14 protein-coding genes are annotated in these 19,964 nt (G+C 60.6%); 10 read left to right on the forward strand and 4 right to left on the reverse strand.

The genetic code is table 11. From position 1 onward, the window contains the following. Positions 1–10: 10 nt before the first annotated feature. Positions 11–2,674, reverse strand: coding sequence for a valine--tRNA ligase (locus tag QZ383_RS10330; protein ID WP_291445215.1), 2,664 nt, complete (start codon positions 2,672–2,674; stop codon positions 11–13). 28 nt (positions 2,675–2,702) lie between these two features. Between QZ383_RS10330 and QZ383_RS10335 the strand changes: the two genes are divergently transcribed. From QZ383_RS10335 to lipA, 3 genes are all read left to right on the forward strand, one after another. After that, positions 2,703–4,157 carry a BPL-N domain-containing protein gene (locus tag QZ383_RS10335; RefSeq protein WP_365861714.1) on the forward strand — a complete coding sequence of 485 codons (1,455 nt, stop codon included), beginning with the start codon at positions 2,703–2,705 and terminating at the stop codon, positions 4,155–4,157. Between the two features lie 122 nt (positions 4,158–4,279). Further along, on the forward strand, positions 4,280–4,963 hold the full coding sequence (gene lipB / locus QZ383_RS10340) for a lipoyl(octanoyl) transferase LipB (RefSeq protein ID WP_291445218.1): 684 nt from the start codon (positions 4,280–4,282) through the stop codon (positions 4,961–4,963). A 95-nt stretch (positions 4,964–5,058) separates the two neighbouring features. Next, positions 5,059–5,940, forward strand: coding sequence for a lipoyl synthase (lipA, locus tag QZ383_RS10345; protein ID WP_291445231.1), 882 nt, complete (start codon positions 5,059–5,061; stop codon positions 5,938–5,940). A gap of 127 nt (positions 5,941–6,067) precedes the next feature. Here the strand turns inward: lipA and QZ383_RS10350 are convergent, their stop codons facing one another. The 3 genes from QZ383_RS10350 to QZ383_RS10360 all read right to left on the reverse strand — a co-directional run bounded on the left by QZ383_RS10350 (position 6,068) and on the right by QZ383_RS10360 (position 9,383). Further along, positions 6,068–7,051, reverse strand: coding sequence for an AEC family transporter (locus QZ383_RS10350; protein ID WP_291445232.1), 984 nt, complete (start codon positions 7,049–7,051; stop codon positions 6,068–6,070). Between the two features lie 324 nt (positions 7,052–7,375). Continuing rightward, positions 7,376–7,942, reverse strand: a complete 567-nt coding sequence (locus tag QZ383_RS10355) for an OmpH family outer membrane protein (RefSeq protein ID WP_291445233.1) — start codon at positions 7,940–7,942, stop codon at positions 7,376–7,378. A gap of 154 nt (positions 7,943–8,096) precedes the next feature. Continuing rightward, complete coding sequence (locus tag QZ383_RS10360) at positions 8,097–9,383, reverse strand: transglycosylase SLT domain-containing protein (RefSeq protein WP_291445234.1); 1,287 nt, start codon at positions 9,381–9,383, stop codon at positions 8,097–8,099. 386 nt (positions 9,384–9,769) lie between these two features. On the opposite strand from QZ383_RS10360, the gene QZ383_RS10365 reads away from it, so the two are divergent. The 7 genes from QZ383_RS10365 to QZ383_RS10395 all read left to right on the forward strand — a co-directional run bounded on the left by QZ383_RS10365 (position 9,770) and on the right by QZ383_RS10395 (position 19,775). Further along, on the forward strand, positions 9,770–10,891 hold the full coding sequence (locus tag QZ383_RS10365; RefSeq protein ID WP_240825402.1) for a hypothetical protein: 1,122 nt from the start codon (positions 9,770–9,772) through the stop codon (positions 10,889–10,891). A gap of 2 nt (positions 10,892–10,893) precedes the next feature. Beyond that, positions 10,894–12,801, forward strand: coding sequence for a SulP family inorganic anion transporter (locus tag QZ383_RS10370; RefSeq protein WP_291445237.1), 1,908 nt, complete (start codon positions 10,894–10,896; stop codon positions 12,799–12,801). Beyond that, entirely contained in the window at positions 12,798–13,799 is a 1,002-nt protein-coding gene (locus QZ383_RS10375; RefSeq protein WP_291445238.1) for a tRNA-dihydrouridine synthase family protein, read from the forward strand. The genes QZ383_RS10370 and QZ383_RS10375 overlap by 4 nt, the downstream gene beginning before the upstream one ends. 154 nt (positions 13,800–13,953) lie before the next feature. After that, entirely contained in the window at positions 13,954–14,811 is an 858-nt protein-coding gene (ispH, locus tag QZ383_RS10380) for a 4-hydroxy-3-methylbut-2-enyl diphosphate reductase (protein WP_192112703.1), read from the forward strand. 39 nt (positions 14,812–14,850) lie between these two features. Continuing rightward, positions 14,851–15,855: a chemotaxis protein gene (locus QZ383_RS10385; protein ID WP_192112702.1), complete on the forward strand. Its 1,005-nt coding sequence runs from the start codon at positions 14,851–14,853 to the stop codon at positions 15,853–15,855. Between the two features lie 135 nt (positions 15,856–15,990). Continuing rightward, on the forward strand, positions 15,991–17,964 hold the full coding sequence (gene selB, locus QZ383_RS10390) for a selenocysteine-specific translation elongation factor (protein WP_291445240.1): 1,974 nt from the start codon (positions 15,991–15,993) through the stop codon (positions 17,962–17,964). A 101-nt stretch (positions 17,965–18,065) separates the two neighbouring features. Further along, a complete protein-coding gene (locus QZ383_RS10395; protein ID WP_291445242.1) occupies positions 18,066–19,775 on the forward strand; it encodes an FAD-dependent oxidoreductase in 1,710 nt (569 codons plus the stop codon). Positions 19,776–19,964: the final 189 nt, after the last annotated feature.

Below are 19,964 nucleotides of genomic sequence, written 5' to 3' on the forward strand. Positions count from 1 at the left end.
CTACAGCCGGTTATTCTTCGTTCAGGGCCTCGGCAAAGCGGGCGCGCAGGGCCTGCATTTTTTCCTTGGCGTCCAGCAGTTTTTCGGCGCGTTCACGCTCGCGGGCCACCACGTCCGCAGGGGCGCGGCTCACAAAGCTCTCGTTGCTCAGCTTCATGTTCACGCCCACCACGTCTTTTTCAAGCTTGGCGATTTCCTTGTCCAGACGGGCAAGCTCGCCGTTCAGATCAACCGCGCCCTTGAGGGGCACGATAACCTGGCAGCCTTCCACCACCGCAGAGGCCGAAGCCTTGGGTGCGTGCACGTCCGCACCGATGGTGAGGGTTTCAAGCCGCGCCAGGGTGGTCATGCACTGACTGCTGGCCTCGAGCAGTTCGGCCTGAGCCGCGTCCACAGGGTGCAGCATGAGGCTGACCTTGTGGCTGGGGCTGATGCCAAGCTCGGCCTTGATGGTACGCACGGCCACGATGATGCCCTGAATCAGCTCCATGCGACCAGCTTCCACCGGGCGCTGGCAGGCAGGGCGCGCTGCGGGATACAGCTCGCGGGCGATATCTGTGGCCTTTTCGCCAGCCGCCACGGGCAGCGCGGCCCATATTTCAGCGGTCACAAAGGGTACGATGGGGTGCAGCAGCACCAGCAGCTCGCGCAGGGCCAGCCACAGCACATACTGGGCCTCGGCTTTGCGTTTGGGGTCTTCAGACTGCATGTCGGGCTTGATAAGCTCAAGATACCAGTCGCAGAATTCATTCCACAGGAACTTGTAGCCCAACTGCGCCGCATCGTTGAAGCGGTAGTCGGCCAGGGCCTTGTCCATATCCTGCTTGACCACTTCAAGGCGATGCAGCAGCCACTGGTGGTGCAGGCCGGGAACCGTCTCGGGAGCCACCGGAGCCGGGGCTTCTTCCGGCAGGTTCATGAGGGCGAAGCGGGCCGCGTTCCAGAGCTTGTTCACAAAGTGGCGGTAGCCCTCGATGCGCTCCTCGGAAAGACGGATGTCGCGCCCCATGGCGGCAAAGGCCGTCAGGGTAAAGCGCAGGGCATCGCAGCCGTATTTGTCGATCATTGCCAGCGGGTCAATGACGTTGCCCGTGGATTTGGACATCTTGCGGCCCGAGGCATCGCGCACCAGGGCATGCAGGTACACGTCCTTGAACGGCACTTCGCCCATAAAATGGATGCCCATCATCATCATGCGGGCCACCCAGAAGAACAGGATGTCAAAGCCCGTCACCAGCACCGAGGTGGGGTACCAGCGGCGCAGATCCTTGGTGTCTTCAGGCCAGCCCATGGTGGAGAAGGGCCACAGCGCGGAGGAGAACCATGTGTCCAGCACGTCTTCTTCCTGCTTCAGCACGCCGCCGCACTTGGGGCAGACTGCGGGGGCTTCTTCGGCCACCACCAGTTCGCCGCACGATTCGCAGTTCCATGCCGGAATGCGGTGTCCCCACCATATCTGACGGCTGATGCACCAGTCGCGGATGTTATCAAGCCAGTGATAGTAGGTCTTGAGCCACGTTTCGGGAAAAATCTTGGTCATACCGGGCACGGCGTCGCGCGCGGCAGGGGCCATCTTGGTGGCGGCCACAAACCACTGCGTGGAAACGTGCGGTTCGACCACCGTATGGCAGCGGTAGCAATGGCCCACGGCGTGGTCGATTTCCTCAATGCCCTCAAGCTGTCCGGCGGCTTCGATATCAGCCACGATGCGGGTGCGGCATTCTTCCTTGGCAAGGCCCGCATAGGCCCCGGCCTCGGCTGTCATGACGCCGTTTTCGTCAATGGCCTTGAGAAAAACGAGGTCGTGCTTCTTGCCCAGCATCCAGTCGTTATGGTCATGGCAGGGCGTCACCTTGAGCGCGCCGGTGCCGAATTCGCGGTCAACATAGGCATCGGCGATAATGGGGATCTCGCGCCCAAGCACGGGAACCACGGCCTTTTTGCCTATGAGGGCGGCGTAGCGCTCATCTTCGGGATGCACGCAAATGGCGGTATCGCCGGGGATGGTCTCGGGCCGGGTGGTGGCAATGGTGATGTGCCCGCTGCCGTCGGCCAGCAGATAGCGCACCTTCCACAACTTGCCCCGGCTCTGCTCGTGCTCCACTTCGTCATCGGCAAGAGCCGTGTGGCAGCGCGAGCACCAGTTGATGATGTAGTCGCCCTTGTAGATCAGCCCTTCATTATAGAGCTGCACAAAAACCTTGCGCACGGCGGCGGAAAGGCCTTCGTCCATAGTAAAGCGCAGGCGCGTCCAGTCCACAGAATCGCCAAGGGCGCGCGCCTGATCAAGAATGCGGTGGCCGTATTCATCGCGCCATTCCCACACCCGGTCGATAAAGGCTTCGCGGCCCAGATCCTTGCGGCTCTTGCCTTCCTTGGCCAGGGCGCGTTCCACCACGTTCTGCGTGGCAATGCCCGCGTGGTCGGTGCCGGGCACCCAGAGCACGTTCTTGCCCTTCTGGCGGGCGTGACGGCAGAGCACGTCAATAAGTGTATGGTTGAGCGCATGCCCTATGTGCAGCGCGCCCGTGACGTTGGGCGGCGGAATGACAATGGAATACGGCTCGCCGGGAGCGTCCGGATCGGGCGTAAAGGTTTTGTCATCTTCCCAGTGCTTGCGCCACCGGGCTTCAACGTCATGGGGCTCATAGCCCTTGGGTAGCGTATCCGCCATCTTGCTTTCTCCATGAAAGGCGGCGATAATGCGGTATATGTTTGCCGCACAGCCAATCTGCATTTTATGGGACGCGTCCCACATCTGGGGCCTCATGGCCTGGCGCGCTGTTCGCGCGCTGGGACTGCCCTGCCGCCTGGTTAAGGGACAAGAAATAGCCGAAGGCGCGTATTTAGGCAAGCCGGGGGGCGTCAGCCCCAATGGCGGCCTGCATCAAGGCCGTGCAGGAGTACGCCTGCTGCTGGTTCCCGGCGGCAACGCACGGCTCAAGGCTGCGGCCCTCGGCAAGAACGGACGCGAAGCCGTGCGCCAGTGGGTGGAACACGGCGGCAACTATCTGGGCTTTTGCGGCGGTTCCGGCCTTGCCCTGACCCACCCAAACCCAGACCACGGCCTGAATATCTGCCCCTGGGCGCGGGCCGCTTATCCTGAGCGCCTGTACCATCTTATTTCCGGGCATGTGCGCGCCCACGTTGCCAGCGGGCATGAATTTTCGCCCCGCAGGCCTGCCGTGCCAGCCAGCGAGCCCGTGAACGGGCACAATGATACAGGCGCGACTGCCCCCCTGTGCCCCGGTGTTCGCCGCGCTGCCGCGCGACAGGCCCAGAGCGGAGCAGCGTCTGAAATATTTTCCCCCTCACTGCCTGTCTGGTGGCCGGGGCGCTTTGCGCCTGAAAAGAACGACAGTGTCGCCGTGCTGGCCTCCTACGGTTCGCCGGATGCGGATTTCTGGCTGGCAGATCTGCCCCTGCAAAGCCTGCCCTCCAAGGTTTTTTCTCACTGGCGCGACCTTTACGGTCTGAACCTCTCGGCAGATTTTCTGGAAGGCCAGCCCATGGCCGTGACCGGAACTTACGGGCAGGGGCGCTATGTGCTGAGCTACTCGCACCTTGAAACGCCGCACAGCCCTGATGCCAACGCATGGCTGGCCCAGTTGCTGCGCAGCATGACAGGCCTTGCGCCAACACGCGAGGATGTGCCCCTGTGGCAGCTGCGCCACCCCTGCGCCGCATGGCCAGAAGGCTCGGGCGGCCCCCTGCTGAGCGCCCTGCGCCACATGCGCGAACTGCTTGATCTGGCTGTGGCCCACCATCTTTTCTTTGGGCGCACCCACTGGCTGTGGGGCTGGCGCACGGGCCTGCCCGGCGCGGCCTGCAACAACCTGCACGCGGCCCTGTGCACGGCGGCAAGCCTTGAACCGTCTGCGGCGGCGCTGGCCTACTGGCAGCAGGTGTCCCCGCGCTTTGCCAAACTTGAAGGCCTGTTTGCCGCCGGGGCCGAAGATTATTTTCTGGCCTGCCGCCTTGCGGAAACCCTCTCCCCCACCATGCCGGACGCCATTGACAAGCGCGGCCTTGACCACCAGCGCGAATCGCTGTTCGGGCACCCCATGAACGGCGGGGGCATTCTGGCCGAGCTGCTGGAAATAACCGAGGAGCTTATCTACCTTTCCCAGACCTCCATGCCCTGCGATCTGGCCTGACTCTGCTGCGCCCTGATCCGGCACGGCGGCATGCCCGCCTCTGCGTGCCGCAAACGCTGGACGCCGAAGCCGCAAGCCGTTATGAGGGCTTTTTGCATCAACCTCCAATGCCCAAGGCTCACATGTACGCATTTGATCTCGGCTGTACCGCCTATCAGCGGGCCTTTGAAATACAAAAAAAGGCGCAGGCCTATGTGCTTCAGGGCGGCGATGACATTCTGCTGCTTCTGGAGCATCCGCCCACTGTCACCCTTGGCAAAAACTCCGGTCAGGAAAATCTGCCCCCCAACCTCGCCAGCCAGTGGGGTTCGGCGGTGGATGTTGTGCACAGCACGCGCGGCGGTAATATTACCTGCCATTTTCCCGGTCAGTTGGTGGCCTACCCCATCATCAACCTGAAACGACGCTCCGGCGGCGTCCGGGCCTATGTAAATGATGTGGAAGAAACCGCCATCCGCACGGTACGGCACTTTGGCATTGAAGCGGCGCGCAAGTCGGGCTTTCCCGGCGTATGGGTGGACGGCAGCAAAATTGCCTCACTGGGCATTGCCGTGCAGCGCCACGTGACCCTGCACGGTCTGGCCATGAATGTGGACAGGGATCTTTCCCTCTTCAACATCATCACCCCCTGCGGCCTTGACGGCGTGACCGCAACCTCGGTGCAGCGGGAACAAAGCGGCGACCCGGCCACCATGGACGCTGTGAAAGCCTGTTTTCTTGAGGCCTTTTGCGAGGTCTTCAGCCAGCCGCTGCCGCCCCTGCAATCGGCGCAAGCCTGCGAAGCACTGCTCGCGGGCCAACCGTAACGAACATGCAGGACGAATCAAATCACAAGCCCAGCACCAGTTCAGACCATTTGCGGCACTATGCCGCCGCAGGTGTTCCATCAAGGACGAAATAGATGACCCAACCCGATTCTTCCGACAATTCCGGTTCTGCCAACGCCCCTCTGCGCAAGCCCGCATGGCTGCGCCGCCCGCTGGCCTCCGACAGACGATTTTTCACCACCTCCGCCCTGCTGAACGAACAGGGCCTTTCCACCGTCTGCAAGGAGGCCAACTGCCCCAACCGGCAGGAATGCTTTTCTTCCGGCACGGCCACATTTCTGATTCTGGGAGAAACCTGTACGCGCAACTGCCGCTTCTGCAATATCCACCCCGGCCAGACCAGCGCCCCCGACCCAACGGAACCGCAGCGCGTGGCACAGGCCGCCGTGACCTTGGGCCTCAGGCATGTGGTTGTCACTTCCGTGACGCGCGACGATCTTGCGGACGGTGGTTCCGCCCAGTTTGCCGCTGTAATTACGGCACTGCGGCAGGCTCTCCCCGACAGCAGCGTTGAGGTGCTTATCCCCGATTTTCAGGGCAACGCCGATGCCCTGCGCACGGTCATGGACGCCAAACCCCATATCATCAACCACAACGTGGAAACACACCCAGCGCTCTATGCGCAGGTGCGGCCACAGGCCGATTACGAACAAAGCCTGGAACTGCTGCGCCGCGTGAATGACTGCGGCATGACGGCCAAAAGCGGCCTCATGGTGGGGCTGGGCGAGACAGACGCGCAGGTGCTTGAAGTAATCAAGGACCTGCGCACGGTGGGCTGCTCCATTGTAACCATCGGTCAGTATCTGCCGCCCACAAGCCAGCACCATAAGCTTGACCGCTATGTGACGCCGGAACAGTTTGACGAGTACGCCGCCTACGGCAAATCGCTGGGCTTGCGCCACGTGTTTTCCGGCCCGCTGGTGCGCAGCAGCTACCACGCAGCCAACTTTGCCTGATTGCGGGCCAGTCGCTGGTCAGCCTCTACCTGCCGCAACCGCGCAACCATAAACAGCGGGCTTTGCTTCCCGGATCACTGCCGGAGAACAAAGCCCGCTTTTCATTCCACAAATTTCAAGGCCCGGCTCAAACCATACCCAAGGCCTGAAAACCCCATACAAAACCTGTCAGGGTAAAAATACTCAGCCCGTTGGCGACCACTGCCGTAAGGGCCGCTTCTTCCGGCACGGTGCTGTACACCTCGGCAATGACCGTCACCACCAGAGCCGTGGCCGTAGCGCTGACAATCACGCTGATCACGAGCCACAGACCCGAAACACCCAAGGCTGCCAGCATGACCCAGCACAGCAGCGGGTGCAGCACCAGCTTGCAGAGGATGAACCACGTTTGCCGCGCAAAGGCGTGTCCGTGAGCCTGCCGCGTGGCCACCACCAGCTTTTGCCGCAAATCAAGCCCCAGAGCCAACAGCATGCAGGGGGCCGCAGTGTAGCCCACAAGGCTCACCGCGCGGTCAAGGGGTGCCCACAGGCCAAGCCCGGAGGCGGAAAGCGCTATGCCAGCGAGGGTCGAAAGCAGAATGGGGTTGCCAAGGATGAAAACCTTCAGGAGCTTGCCCACAAATTTCAGGGGATTGCCGCCGTCCCAGGCCAGCGACCCGGCCAGTGCATCCAGACGGGACTGCCCGATGATCATGACCACATTGGGCGTGAGGGTACACAGACCGGCAATGAGCATGGCAGTGGCATTGCCGGGGAACAGGTTGGACACGATGGGCAGGCCCACAAAGGCGGCATTGCAGGCGGAACAGGAAAGCCCGGCAATAACGCCCGGCCCCACGCCGCGCCGACAAAAAATTCTGTCGCCCACATAGCCAAGGCAGTACACCACAAGCTGGGAACCAAGGATGCCCCCCCAGAAAGCCCAGTGCCCAAGATCCTTCAGGCTGGCCCCGGCCAGCAGGTGCAGAATCAGCAGCGGCAGAGCCAGCTTGAGCACATAAATGCCAAGAACAGGGCCAGCGTTTTCGGGCAATACATCGCGACTGCGCAAAAGAACGCCCGCGCCAATAATCAGAAATACGGGCATGACGGCAAACAGCGCTTGAAACATAACAAACCTTTTCCATTCGGATGCGTTTTTCACCCACCGGCATACCCGGCTGGCGACGGCGAAACTATGGCGCGGCTTGTCCACCTTGTCCAGCAAAAACTGTTTGTTCGTTCAAACAGTTTTTAAGATTTATAATTACAGAATATTACAAAAATTGTATCATCTGCTTCAAACAATTGCCAACCTTTTGCCAGAGGTTCGAACTCGCCCGCTTTTCAGCTCAGCCTCACCCAAAGCCGCAAACAGGCCATAAAAAAGCCCTCCGTCAATGACGAAGGGCTTTACCAAACATTCAGCCGTCAAATACAGCCGAAAGAATCTGTCTTACTTCTTGGCCTTGGCAGCCTTGTCGTCCTTGGGCGTTTCAGCCTTGGGGGCGGGGGCGGCTTCCGGAGCCTTTTCAGCTTCGGGCGTCACAGCCTTGAAATCAAGCTTCTGCTTGTTCACAAGTTCCAGCACTTCATTGGTCACGTCGCTCTTGGAATCAAAAGCGGCGACAGCTTCAGTGCTGATGATGACGGCATAGCCCTTTTCGGTGCGATAGGTATTGATCACGCGCTGAATGGCATCATACAGCAGGTTTACAACATTCTGCTGTTCCACCTGCATGCGCTGCTGGGCAGACATGTAGACGGCCTGCAGTTCTTTCTGCGCTTCAGCGTCCTTGGGGTTGGCTTCCAGGCGCTGCTGGATGTCGTTAAGCTTGGTCTGCATGTCGCCCTGAAGGCTTTCAAGGAACTTCACGCCAGCCTTGCCAGGTTCGCTATCGCGCATCACGCGCGCCATATCCACCACCGCCACCTTGGGCTGGGCATTATTGTCGCCCTGTTGGCAGGCAAAAAGCATGAAGCTCAGCAGCAGAGCCAGCGGCATAAAAAAACGGATTCGCATGGTTGTGACCACTCCTCTAATAAATGCCGGGCATAGAGTTGGGGCTCGGCGTTGAAGAACATGTACGTTGTTTTTATAGGCACCACAACCATTTTTCGCTGAAATTCCCTCTTGGGCGGCGCTTTGCGCGCGCCCTGCACGAGGTAAATCCGCATCAGCGCAGCGAGGCGTACTGGGCCTTCATTCTCTGCACCCGGGCAACGTAGAAACGTGTTTCACGGGCAGGCAGTCGCGTGGCAAGATCTCTGTAAAAAGCGTCAACCGTCATGGCATTTATGGTGTCCACGGCTTCTTCCATGGTCTTGCCGTAGAGCCGCAAAAACCGGTTCGGCCCCATATTGTAGGCGGCGATTGCGCAATATTCCCTTGCCAGCGGGTTGTGCACCCCGGAAAAATACCGGGTAAACAGAATGTGCAGATAAGTGGTGCCATAGCGGATATTGGTTTCGGGCACGCGCAGGTCTTCAAAACCCACATCGCCCATGCGTCCATAAAGGTATTTGTGCACCTCGTCGTTGGCGGTATCGGGCACTACCTGCATGAGGCCCATGGCAGACTTGTTGCTGACCAGGGTTGGCGAAAAGTCGCTTTCGCTGTGAATGATGGCGTACACAAGTTCGGTGCTCAAATTGTAGCGGCGCGAAAAATTCTCCACCAGGCTCTGATAACGTCGGGCTCTGGCCTGTAGTTTTTCCATGTCGTTATCGTCAATATCGCCCACAAAATTATCAAAGACAGCGCCGTGGCGCAGCACTTCAATGGCGGCCCTGCGCACCACGCGGGGCGAATAGCCCTCCATCATGGCCGTGGGCGTCACCCAGCGCAGCGGACGGCCCGCGGCATCAAGGGCGTCGCCGTAATCGCGGGGCTGGTTGCTGACCAGAAGCGGAATGGAAACACCGTCCAGAGCCAGCAGCGGGGCAAAATCGCCCTGCGCGTCGCCGGAAAAGGCCAGTGACGGTTCGCCCGTATCAAGGATGACGCCACCCGGCCCAAAGGAGACAATACGCCGGCCCAACGCCTGACCTGTAGCGGAGCCCGTCGCTGAGGATGCCCCCTTCGTTTTGTCGGCACCGGATGCCCGGACAGATGTGCTGGCATCGACAGCCAGACGCGTCTGCGGACTGCCCCCGGATGTCTGTTCAGAATGCGGCTCCACCGCCCCGCGCACGGCCCACTGGCGTATGCCGTCGCCCTGCGCCTGAATGGGAACGGGCATGTCTTCGGGACGCAGGCGGGCCACCATGCCGCTGGCGCGGCGGCGCAGTTCCGGCCCCTCGCTCTGCGGCACAAAACCGGCCAGCAGGCCGAGCACCAGCAAGGCGGCGGCGAGGCCGAGCGATATGAGCAATAATGTGTTACGTTGTTTCATGGGCATCCCCGTGGGCGTCGGCACGGCCTTGAGCCTGCCGCCGTCTGACGGTTGTAGGGCTGATCTCATGCACCCTGCCCGCAGGCAGGACATAGCGTCGGAAATCCGACAGCCGAGAATCTTCCGCAACACTTCTTGCAATTCCTTTGCCAATTCTCCACACGTCCCAGACAAACCACTTTACAAAATGTGTACTTTAATTCAGAACAGACGGCCCCTTTTATGAGCTACCGTTGACCAGACCTTTTTTCCCACCTATACTTTTTCTGTGAAAAAAGGCTTGCACGCCATGCGCGCGAGAGCCGCCGCCCGGGCCTCAAAAGAGCGCTTAAGGCGGTCATTTCTCTGGGAATCAGGCGGTTCAGCCCGGGCAACAACGTCTTAATACGCGCATAGCCGCGCCGGTTCCCCATGCTGTCAGCCAACACAGGCACCCCGGGGAAATGGAGCAAACCGTGTCCCAGCATTCGCCAGAATACATTCGCGAAGAAATCAAGCGACTCCTCAAATATGCGCCGCCCGAGATGCGCGCCGCAGCCATTGCCCTGCTGCCCGCCGCAAAGCGCTCTCTCAACACCGGCTATCACCCCTGCCTGCGGGGGGTGCCCATGCGTAGCTGGCGCTGCCTGCTCATGTTGCTCACCTCCATATCTGCCATGCAGAACGATACCGAAATGCTGTTGCGCGTTTCCAACGATCTGCTGGCCATTGCCGACCGCATGGCCCCTCCTGGGGAAGTGCTGCGGCAAAGCGCTGAAATTCTTGTCCACGCCCTGTACGCCGATATGTACGTGTGCCGCCTGCGCAATGCCAATGGCGAATGGGTGGCGCGCTCGGCCAATCAGGTGGACGGCGGCAGCATTCCCATCGTGGCTCCCATGCTGGAGGAAGGCCTGCGCGAACACCCCGTGATGCGCGCCATTCTTGAAGGTCACGCCCGCTATGTGGTGTCAAACAACCTTCAGGCCCTGGCCATGGGCGGCGAATCGTTCGACTGCATCATCTACAAGGAAGGCTACCGTTCGCGTCTGGCCTTTGTGCTGCGCGAGCGCAGCAACAAGCCTCCCTTCGGCCTGGTAATGTTGTATACCAAACGTGAGTATGGCTTTGAAAGCTTTGACGAACGTTTTCTTTCAAAATGTGCCAGCATTGTTTCGCTCACCGTGGGCCGACGTGTGGCCGTTGCCCGCGACACGCTGGAAAAAGCCGCCGGAGCCATGGCCCATTACGGCAACAACGCCCTGAACGTCATGCGCAATCAGGCGGAATATTGCGGCGAACTGGTGGAAGACCTGGACGCCAACCAGGCGCGCAGCCTGCGCCTTGCACGCGAGCTGCTGGCCGAATTTCCTGAAAATTCGCGCGGGCGCATGCTGGGCATGGAGCTGGAACGCGCGCTCGCCCGCAACGACCTCACCGAACTTGCCGGGCATCTGGGCGGCGTGCTTGAAGGTACGCGGCGCATGACGCGCATTATCAATTCGCTCAAAAAATCCGCAGACCGGCCGCGCCTGATGCACTACGCCCTTGGGCACGATGTGCTGCGCCTTGAGGACGATGTAACACGCGAGGATTAGTCATGCGAGCCGCCCGGCTTTTTCCCTTTCTTGAGACCATCAGGAATTATTCCGCCCAGGATTTCAAGGCGGACATGACGGCGGCCCTTACCGTGACGCCCATGGCTGTGCCCCAGGCCATGGCCTATGCCATTATTGCCGGGGTTCACCCGCAGTATGGCATCTATGCCTGCATGCTGCCCGTGGTGCTGGCCGCCCTGTGGGGATCCTCCCGCTTTATGGCCGCCGGCCCCACCAACGCAATCTCCATGATTATTTTCTCCACCCTCGCTACCATCAGCGTGGGCGGTGAACTGATCAGCACCATGCCCGAAGAATCGCGCATGGCCTATATTTTCGGCATGGCGCTCCTGTGCGGTCTTATCCAGCTGGGCATGGGGCTGGCGCGGCTGGGCGATCTGGTCAATTTCATCTCGCACTCGGTCATGGTGGCCTTTTCCACCGGAGCGGCGCTGCTCATTGCCGCAGGGCAACTCTACATGGCTATGGGTCTGACCGGCCCCAAGCCCTCGGGCTTTTTCAACCAGATGTTCGGCGCGCTGCACGGCCTGCCCTTTATCAATTACTGGAGCCTCGGCATTGCCGTTGGCACCATTGTGCTGACCGTGGCATTCAAGCGCCTGTCGCCGCGCTTTCCCGCATCACTGGCCGCGCTCGGCGTGATTACGCTTTTTGCCGCCGTATTCAGCGTGGACGAAAGGGCCGTTCCGCTGGTTGGGGCCATCCCAAGCGTTGTTCCGCCTTTTTCCCTGCCTCCATCCTTTGATCTGGACGCGGTACGCGACCTGTTCATGCCCGCGCTGGCCATTGCCCTGCTGGGAACGGTGGAATCACTGGCCATTGGCAAACAATTGGCCAACATCAAGGGTGATGCGTTTGACGGCAGTCAGGAGCTTATCGGCCAGGGCCTCGGCAATATCGCCGCTGGCCTTACCTCGGGCATTCCCGGCTGCGGCTCCTTTACCCGTAGCGCCCTTGTGGTCACATCCGGTGGCAGAACGCGCATGGGCACGGTGTTTTCCGGCATTCTGGCTCTGCCCCTGCTGTTTGTGCTGGCCCCGCTCATAAGCTGGCTGCCGCTGCCCGCCCTGAGCGGCATACTGCTGCTCATTTCCTTCAAGATGATAGACATTGACGCTATCCGTCTGTGCGTTGTGGCTACCAGCGTGGACAGGGCCGTGCTGCTCATCACCTTTTTGTCCACACTGCTGTTTGATCTTGAAAAAGCCATCTTCATCGGCGTGATGCTTTCCCTCACGCTGTTTATCTACAAGACTGCCCACCCGCGTGTGAACAGGCTCCACAAGGGCGATCCGCTGCTGCGCGAAGGCCCCGCCGAACTGCCGCAGGGCATCACCGTGTACATGATTGAAGGCACCCTGTTTTTCGGGGCCATCCACGAACTTGAACGTCTGCTGTATGCCGAGGACAGCGAGCCAACCCGGCTTGTGGTGCTGCATCTTTCGCGCGTGTTCTGGATTGATGCGTCAGGGGCGCATGCGCTGTCGCAATTTATCGAGCGCTGTTATGCCCGCAGCCTGCCGGTTATTCTTGTGGTGGGCAGCCCCTCGGTGCGTACCATCTTGCGGCGCACAGGCCTTCTGGATTATCTCAGCAACGGCTTTGTGGCCGACACCACGGGCGAAGGCCTGCGGCTGGCCGCAGCCATGCTGAACCGCTTTGCATGCAGCGATGCCCAGTGCGCGACAGTGGGCGCAGATGTAACTGATGCGCAGCCCGCGCAACCTGTGCAGGCAACCCCGCCTGCCCCCGCCAGCCCCGGCCCGGATTATATGGCGCAGTCTGCCCGCGTGGCGCTGGATCCCCAAGGCAACGTGCTGCCCGCCGAACAAACCGCCCCTGCGGAAAATTCCGCCGAACCGCCGCGCGTGACCAAGGAGCGCCCGTGACCAAGGTTTTTCAACTGCCAACCTGCCCCGCAAACCCAGATTCCCTGCCCTTTGGCCCCGAGCATCCCTGGCTGGCCCCGCTGGCCGGATACAGCGATCTGCCCTTTCGTCTGCTCTGCCGCGAATACGGCGCAGCCGTGTGCGTTACCGAAATGGTCAGCGCCAAGGGCCTTGTTTATGAAAGCCCCGGCACCAACGAGCTGCTCATGACCCTGCCCGAAGACCAGCCGCTGGTGGTGCAGCTTTTCGGCGCGGAGGCATTCTTTCTGGCCCGCGCGGTGGAGCTGTTGCGTCAGTCCGGCTTTGGCTGGTTTGACCTGAACATGGGCTGTTCTGTTTCCAAGGTTTTGCGCCAAAGTGCGGGCGCGGCCATGCTGGGCGATACGGAAAACGTGCTTGCCGTGGCCCGCGCCATGATTGAGGCCGCAGGCCGTGGCCGTGTGGGCTTCAAACTGCGTCTGGGCCTGGACGACGCCCGCCCGGTGCTGCCCGATCTGGCCTTGCGCCTTGAGGATGCGGGCGCTGGCTGGCTGACCCTGCACCCCCGCACGGCCCGTCAGGGTTTTGGCGGCGCAGCGCAGTGGGAGGCTATTGCCATGCTGGCCCAACGCCTGACCATTCCCCTGCTCGCCAGCGGTGATCTCTTTAGCGCGGAAGACGGCGTGAACTGCCTTAAAAGCACCGGGGCCAGCGGCGTCATGTATGCCCGTGGGGCCATGCACAATCCAGCCATCTTTGCGGACCACGCGGCCCTTCTGGCCGGGAACTCTCCGGTTCAGGCCGATGCCCCCCGTTTGCGGGCCATGATTTCCCGGCATCTGGAGCTTGCCCGCGCCCACTGCCCCGGCAAGGCCGCCCTGTGGAAAATGCGCTCCGTGGTGCCGCGCTACGTGCGTACCCTGCCCGGCGCAAGGGCCTTGCGTCAGGAGCTGTGCCGCTGTAATGATTGGGAAGAGCTTGACCGGTTACTGGATATTTTTCTTGGAAGCCCCGGCTAGCAGGGAACAAAGGCGCATGCAGTTACCCCTGCTACGCCCCTGTACTACAGTATCGCATACAGATAAAATTTTAAGGTTGATGATTGGGGTCAGGCGAGGGGCAGTGCAGCCACGGCTCCACGCCTGAAAGCGCCGCCCTTGAAGGAGAGCCATGATGGATGTTTACCGCGCCAAGACAGCGGGCTTTTGCATGGGCGTGAGCCTGGCCCTGCAAAAACTTAACACTGCGCTGGAGCGCAAAGGGGGCGCCCCCGAGACGACCCGCATCTGTACCCTTGGCCCCATCATCCACAATCCGCAGGTTCTGGCGGAGTATGAGTCGCGCGGCGTGGTCTGCGTCAAGGAAGCCGCGCAACTGCACCCCGGCGATGTGGCGGTTATCCGCGCGCACGGCATCACGCGGCAGGTTGAGGAGCAGGTCAAACAAAGCGGGGCCGACATTGTGGACGCCACCTGCCCCAAGGTAAAAAAAGCCCAGCTTTCCATCGGGCGGGCCACCGCTGATGGCGCAACCCTGCTGCTTTTTGGCGAGGCGGATCACCCGGAGGTGCGCGGGCTGGTTTCTTACGCCTGCGGCCCGGCCCATGTGTTCGGCACGGCGGCAGAGCTTGAGTCCTTGCACCTTGCCGAAAACAAGGCCTATGTGCTGGCCTCGCAGACAACTCAGGATCGACAGATATTTCAGGAAATTGTGGAAGATCTGCGCACGCGCATAGCTGACCTTGTGGTGCTTTCCACCATTTGCGACGCCACCCGCGAGCGGCAGGAGGAAGCCCGTAACATTGCCTCCTGTGTGGATGTCATGGTAATCATAGGCGGAAGGCAGAGCGGAAACACCCGCAGACTGGCTGATGTGGCCTCTTTGAACGGTATCGACACCTACCTTGTGGAGCGTGTCGAAGAGCTAGCCGCAGAAAATTTTTCGCAAAAAAATCGTGCAGGTCTAACGGCTGGCGCATCTACGCCGAAAAGTCTTATTGACGCGGCTCATTTGTGGCTGCAGTCGCTTTAATCCCGTTTGCTCCTGAAGCGGTACTTTTCTGGAGGCAGCATGGCCCAGACCAATATTCTGCTGGAAGCCGGCACCAACGAGCTGGAAGTGGTGGAATTCTATCTTGAAGAATTCACCCCTCCTTCTGCCGATGCGCCGCAGTTGGACGAAAATGGCGAACCCGTTCCCGCCAAGCCCTATCGCGGCTACTACGGCGTCAACGTGGCCAAGGTGCTTGAAATTATCCGCATGCCCAAGGTGACGGCACTGCCCGAAGTGCAGCACCCGAGCGTGCTGGGTGCTTTCAACCTGCGCTCGCGCATTATTCCGCTGGTGGATCTGGCCATGTGGCTGGGCAAAACCCACCCAGCAAAAGAAGAACAGCCCAAAACCATTGTGACGGAGTTCAATAACGTCACCACGGCCTTCATGGTTTCCGGCGTCAACCGAATCCACCGCATCAGCTGGGAGAAGGTTGAACCGCCGAACAAGTACGTTGCTGCCGTGTCCAACAATACGGTCATCGGCGTGGTCAAGCTTGAAGACCGCATCATCTTTCTCCTCGACCTTGAAAAAGTGGTCGCCAACCTCAATCCCAAGCTGGGCCTGCGGCTTGACGATCTGGGCGACGACTGGACAAATGAGGGGTACCGGGCCCTTGTAGCCGACGATTCCGCCCTTATCCGCGAAATGCAGCGCGACCTGCTGGAAAAGGCGGGCTTTACCGTTGAGGTTGTTTCCAACGGACGCGCTGCCTGGGATCGTCTGCTGGACTTCAAAAAGAGCGCCGAAGAAGGCAACCGCCCCATCACCGACTTCGTGCATGTGGTGGTTTCAGACATCGAAATGCCGGTCATGGACGGCCTCAATCTCACCTTGCGCATCAAGGAAGACTCCATGCTCAAAAAGCTGCCGGTACTGCTCTTTTCTTCACTCATTACCGAAAAGCTGCGCCACAAGGGCGTGAGCGTGGGTGCGGACGACCAGATTTCCAAGCCGGAAGTTACCCAGCTGGCTCACAGGGCCATGGCCCTCATCAAGGCCAGGGAGCAGGGCGAAGCCTAACCGCCTAAATCCTCTTTTGCCGTTTTCAAGGGGACTCCTTTACGCAAGGGGTCCCCTTTACGTTTCTGGGCGGGCGCTGTTTGCAAAGGCGCTTGCCAGAGTGTAAACTCGGCCCAAGACCACCAAGGAGCTTTTATGGCAGTAGTGCTAGGCACGGCAGGGCATATAGATCACGGCAAAACTTCGCTGGTACGGGCGCTTACAGGCATTGACTGCGACCGACTGCAAGAAGAAAAACGCCGGGGAATCACCATTGAACTAGGCTTCGCCTGGGTTGATCTACCCGGCGGCGAGCGGATGGGCATCGTGGATGTGCCGGGCCATGAGCGCTTTGTCAAAAACATGGTGGCAGGCGCGGCAGGAGTGGACTTTGTCATGCTGGTCATTGCAGCAGACGAAGGCATCATGCCCCAGACCCGCGAACATCTCGAAATCTGCTCCCTGCTGGGCATACGCACCGGCCTTGTGGCCCTCACCAAGACAGACATGGTGGACGCCGACTGGCTCGAAATGGTGCAGGAAGAAGTACGCGGATTCCTGCAAGGCTCCTTTCTTGAAAATGCACCCATCTTCCCCGTTTCCGCAACCACAGGCGAAGGAGTGGACACGCTGCGCGACCATCTTGCGCGCATGGCTGCCGAGCTGCCCGCTCAGCGGCGCAGCGATATTTTTCGCCTGCCGGTGGACCGCGTTTTCAGCATGAAGGGACACGGCACTGTTGTGACAGGCACGGTCATTTCCGGCGTGTGCAACCTTGGCGATGAACTGCGCTTCATGCCGCCCGATCTGCCCACCCGCGCGCGCGGGCTGCAACGTCATGGCAAGGCCGCCGATTCGGTGCAGCCGGGCCAGCGCTGCGCCGTCAACGTGCAGGGGCTGGATGTGGAGGAAATCGAACGCGGTTTTGTGCTGGCCCGCCCCGGTGAACTGTTCCCCTCCAACCGCTGGCTGGTCAGGCTCACCTGCCTTTCCTCCGCCCCAAGAGCCATGCGCCAAAGGGTGGAAATCCATTTCCACCACGGTACGCGCGAATGCGCGGCGCGGGTGGTCTTTCGCGACAGGGACAAGCTCGCCCCCGGTGAAACCGCGCTGGCGGAACTGCGTTTCAAGGAACCCATGGTGGGCGTATTTGGCGACCACTGCGTGTTGCGGGCCTACTCCCCCCTGCGCACAGTTGCTGGCGGGCTGCTGGTCAGCCCTCTGCCGCCCGAACTACGGGCCAAAGACCCTGAACTGGCCGATAAGCTCCGGCTGTTGCAGGAGCTGCCAGAACTTCGCGATGCGGCAGAAGCCATCGGCGGCGGCAAGGCCGAAGCCAAGGCGCGCGATGAAGCCAGGGCTGCGCTGGTACGCGGCGCACTGACCCTGCGCGGTATTGAGGGCGCTGACGAAGCGCGTCTGCGCGCCCTGACGGGCCTTGCCCGATCCGCTGTGGAGGCGGCGCTGCAACTGCTTTCCACCCGTGGCGAGGCCATCTGCTGGGACAAGGAAAACCGCTGCTGGATTGGCAAAATTCCCTTTGAAAAGCTGCTGGCCGCCAGTCTTGAGCGCGGGGCCGACCTGCACCGCCGCGAGCCTCTCAAACCCGGATTCACCCGGGGAGCCCTGTGCACGGGCTGGAGCCGCAACCTGCCCCCCAAGCTGGTGCAAAAAGTGCTGGATCAGGCCCTCAAGCAGGGCGATCTGGTCACTGAAGGCGAGGGGCTGCGCCTGCAATCGCATACCGTGAGCCTGGCTGCCGATCAGGCTGGCTTGCGCCAAAAGCTGCTGGACGCGCATGCCAGCGCGGGGCTGACCCCGCCCAACGCCAAGGACGTGCTAGAGGAACTCGGCGTTTCCCCCAAGGAGGCCGCCCCGGTGCTGCGCCTGCTCTGCGAAGCTGGCGAACTGGTCAAGATCAAGGACGGCCTGTATTACCACGGCCCGGCCCTGGCCGATATTCTTGAACGTGTGCGCGGCTGGTTCACCACCCACGACAATCTTGATGTGGGCGGTCTGAAAGAACTCCTGGGGCTTTCGCGCAAATACCTGATCGCCTTGCTGGAATATATGGATAATGAGCGCATAACCGTGCGCGTGGGCGACCAGCGCCGTTTTCGCGGGCGTTAGGTTTTTCCGTAAACAGGAATTGTCCTTGCATTCTTGCCTTGAATGCTCATATATCTCAGTAATGCTCATTTGCTCATAACTCTTCACTAAGGAGCCCGGATATGTCTGAAAAAATTCTGGTAGTTGGTGGTGTTGCCCTGGGGCCCAAGGCGGCTTGCCGCTGCAAGCGCCTCATGCCCGATGCGGAAGTGATGCTTGTGGACGAAAACGTCTTCATTTCCTACGGCGGTTGCGGCATCCCCTACTACGTGTCCGGTGAAATACAGAATCTCGACGACCTGCGCTCCACGCCTTATCATACCGTACGCGACACCGAATTTTTCCGCGATATGAAGGGTATCACCGTGCGCACCCAGACGCGCGCCCTGGCCATTGACCGGGCTGCCAAAACTCTGCTCGTCAAGGATGTTGTTTCCGGCAAGGAAGAAAAACTGCCTTACGACAAGCTGGTGCTGGCTACCGGCGCAAGCCCGCGCGTGCCCCCCATTGAAGGCAAGAATCTGAAAAACGTGCTTTCCCTGACCCGCCTTGAAGCTGCCGGAGCCATCCGCGCCGCCTGCCAGGAGGGCAAGGTGAGCGAGGCGGTCATTGTGGGCGGCGGCTTCATCGGCCTTGAGGCTGCCGTGGCCCTGGCCGACATGTGGGGAGTGAAAGTCAGCGTAGTGGAAATGATGGATCAGATTCTGCCCGGCGTGCTTTCCCAGCCTCTTTCGCTCATGGCCGCCAACGACTGCCTGACCCACAAGGTTGACGTGTTCACCTCTGAAAAAGTGCTGCGCCTTGAAGGCGAAAACGGCACTGTCACCAAGGTGGTCACGGACAAGCGTGAAATCCCCGCCCAGTTGGTGATCTTTGCAGCAGGCTTTATCCCCAACGGCCAGCTTGCCAAGGATGCCGGGCTGGAAGTGGCCCCCTTTGGCGCGGTGGTGGTGGACGAGCATATGCGCACCACCGACCCCTCCATCTATGCGGGCGGCGACTGCGTGGCCATCAAGAACATCATCACCGGCAAGATCGGTTATCTGCCCCTGGGCAGTATGGCAAACCGCCAGGGGCGCATCATCGGCACCAACCTTGCTGGCGGCAACGCCAGATTCCCTGGGTTTGTGGGCTCCTGGGCCGTAAAACTCTTTGGCCTTTCCTTCTGCGGCGTGGGCCTCACGGTTGAACGCGCCCGCAAAGAAGGCTTTGACGCCATGAGCGTCAGCGTGGAGCAGCTCGACCACGCCCACTTCTACCCCGAAAAATCCATGATGAGCCTTGAGCTGGTGGTGGACAAGGCCACCAGCCGGGTGCTGGGCATTCAGGGCGCCTGCGCCGATCCGGATTCGCTCAAGGCCCGCATTGATGCGGTGGCTGCGGCCCTGCAGTATTCCAAGCCCACGGTGGAAGATATCTCCAACCTTGAAATCGCTTACGCCCCGCCCTTTGCCTCGGCCATGGACGTGGTCAACGTGGTTGCCAATGTTGCCGACAACGCCCTCTCCGGGCGCTTCACCCCCGTGACCGCCGACCAGTTCATGGATCTGTGGAAGAAACGCAACGAAAACCACGTATTCTTTATTGATTCCCGCCCTGCGGCGGCAGGCAAGGCCGTGCAGGAAAAGCATCCCGACTGGCACGCCATGCCGCTGGAAGAAATTGCCGCCAGAATCAGCGAAGTGCCCAAGGACCGCCCTGTTGCCATTATCTGCAATACGGGTCTGCGCGCCTATGACAGCCTGCTGGTGCTGGCCCGCAATGGCGTGACCAACGTGGTCAACTCCACAGGCGGCATGCAGGCGGTCATCAAGATGGGCCTCTCGCTGTAACTTGCCTGCCAGAAGAGAACGCTTCTGAACGCTTTCGGGGGAGGAACTTTTGCAAGAGGTTTCCTCCCCCGCTTTAATCGGTACAGGCATTCTCCAGCCGGCGTATTCTGCCACAATCTGCTTGGGCACTGCCCGCAGGACGGATTTTTGCTGGCGGGTTAACGCTGGAGGCGCAGCAAGGGTTCAGCC

The organism is Desulfovibrio sp., assembly GCF_019422935.1.
Lineage (GTDB): Bacteria > Desulfobacterota > Desulfovibrionia > Desulfovibrionales > Desulfovibrionaceae > Desulfovibrio.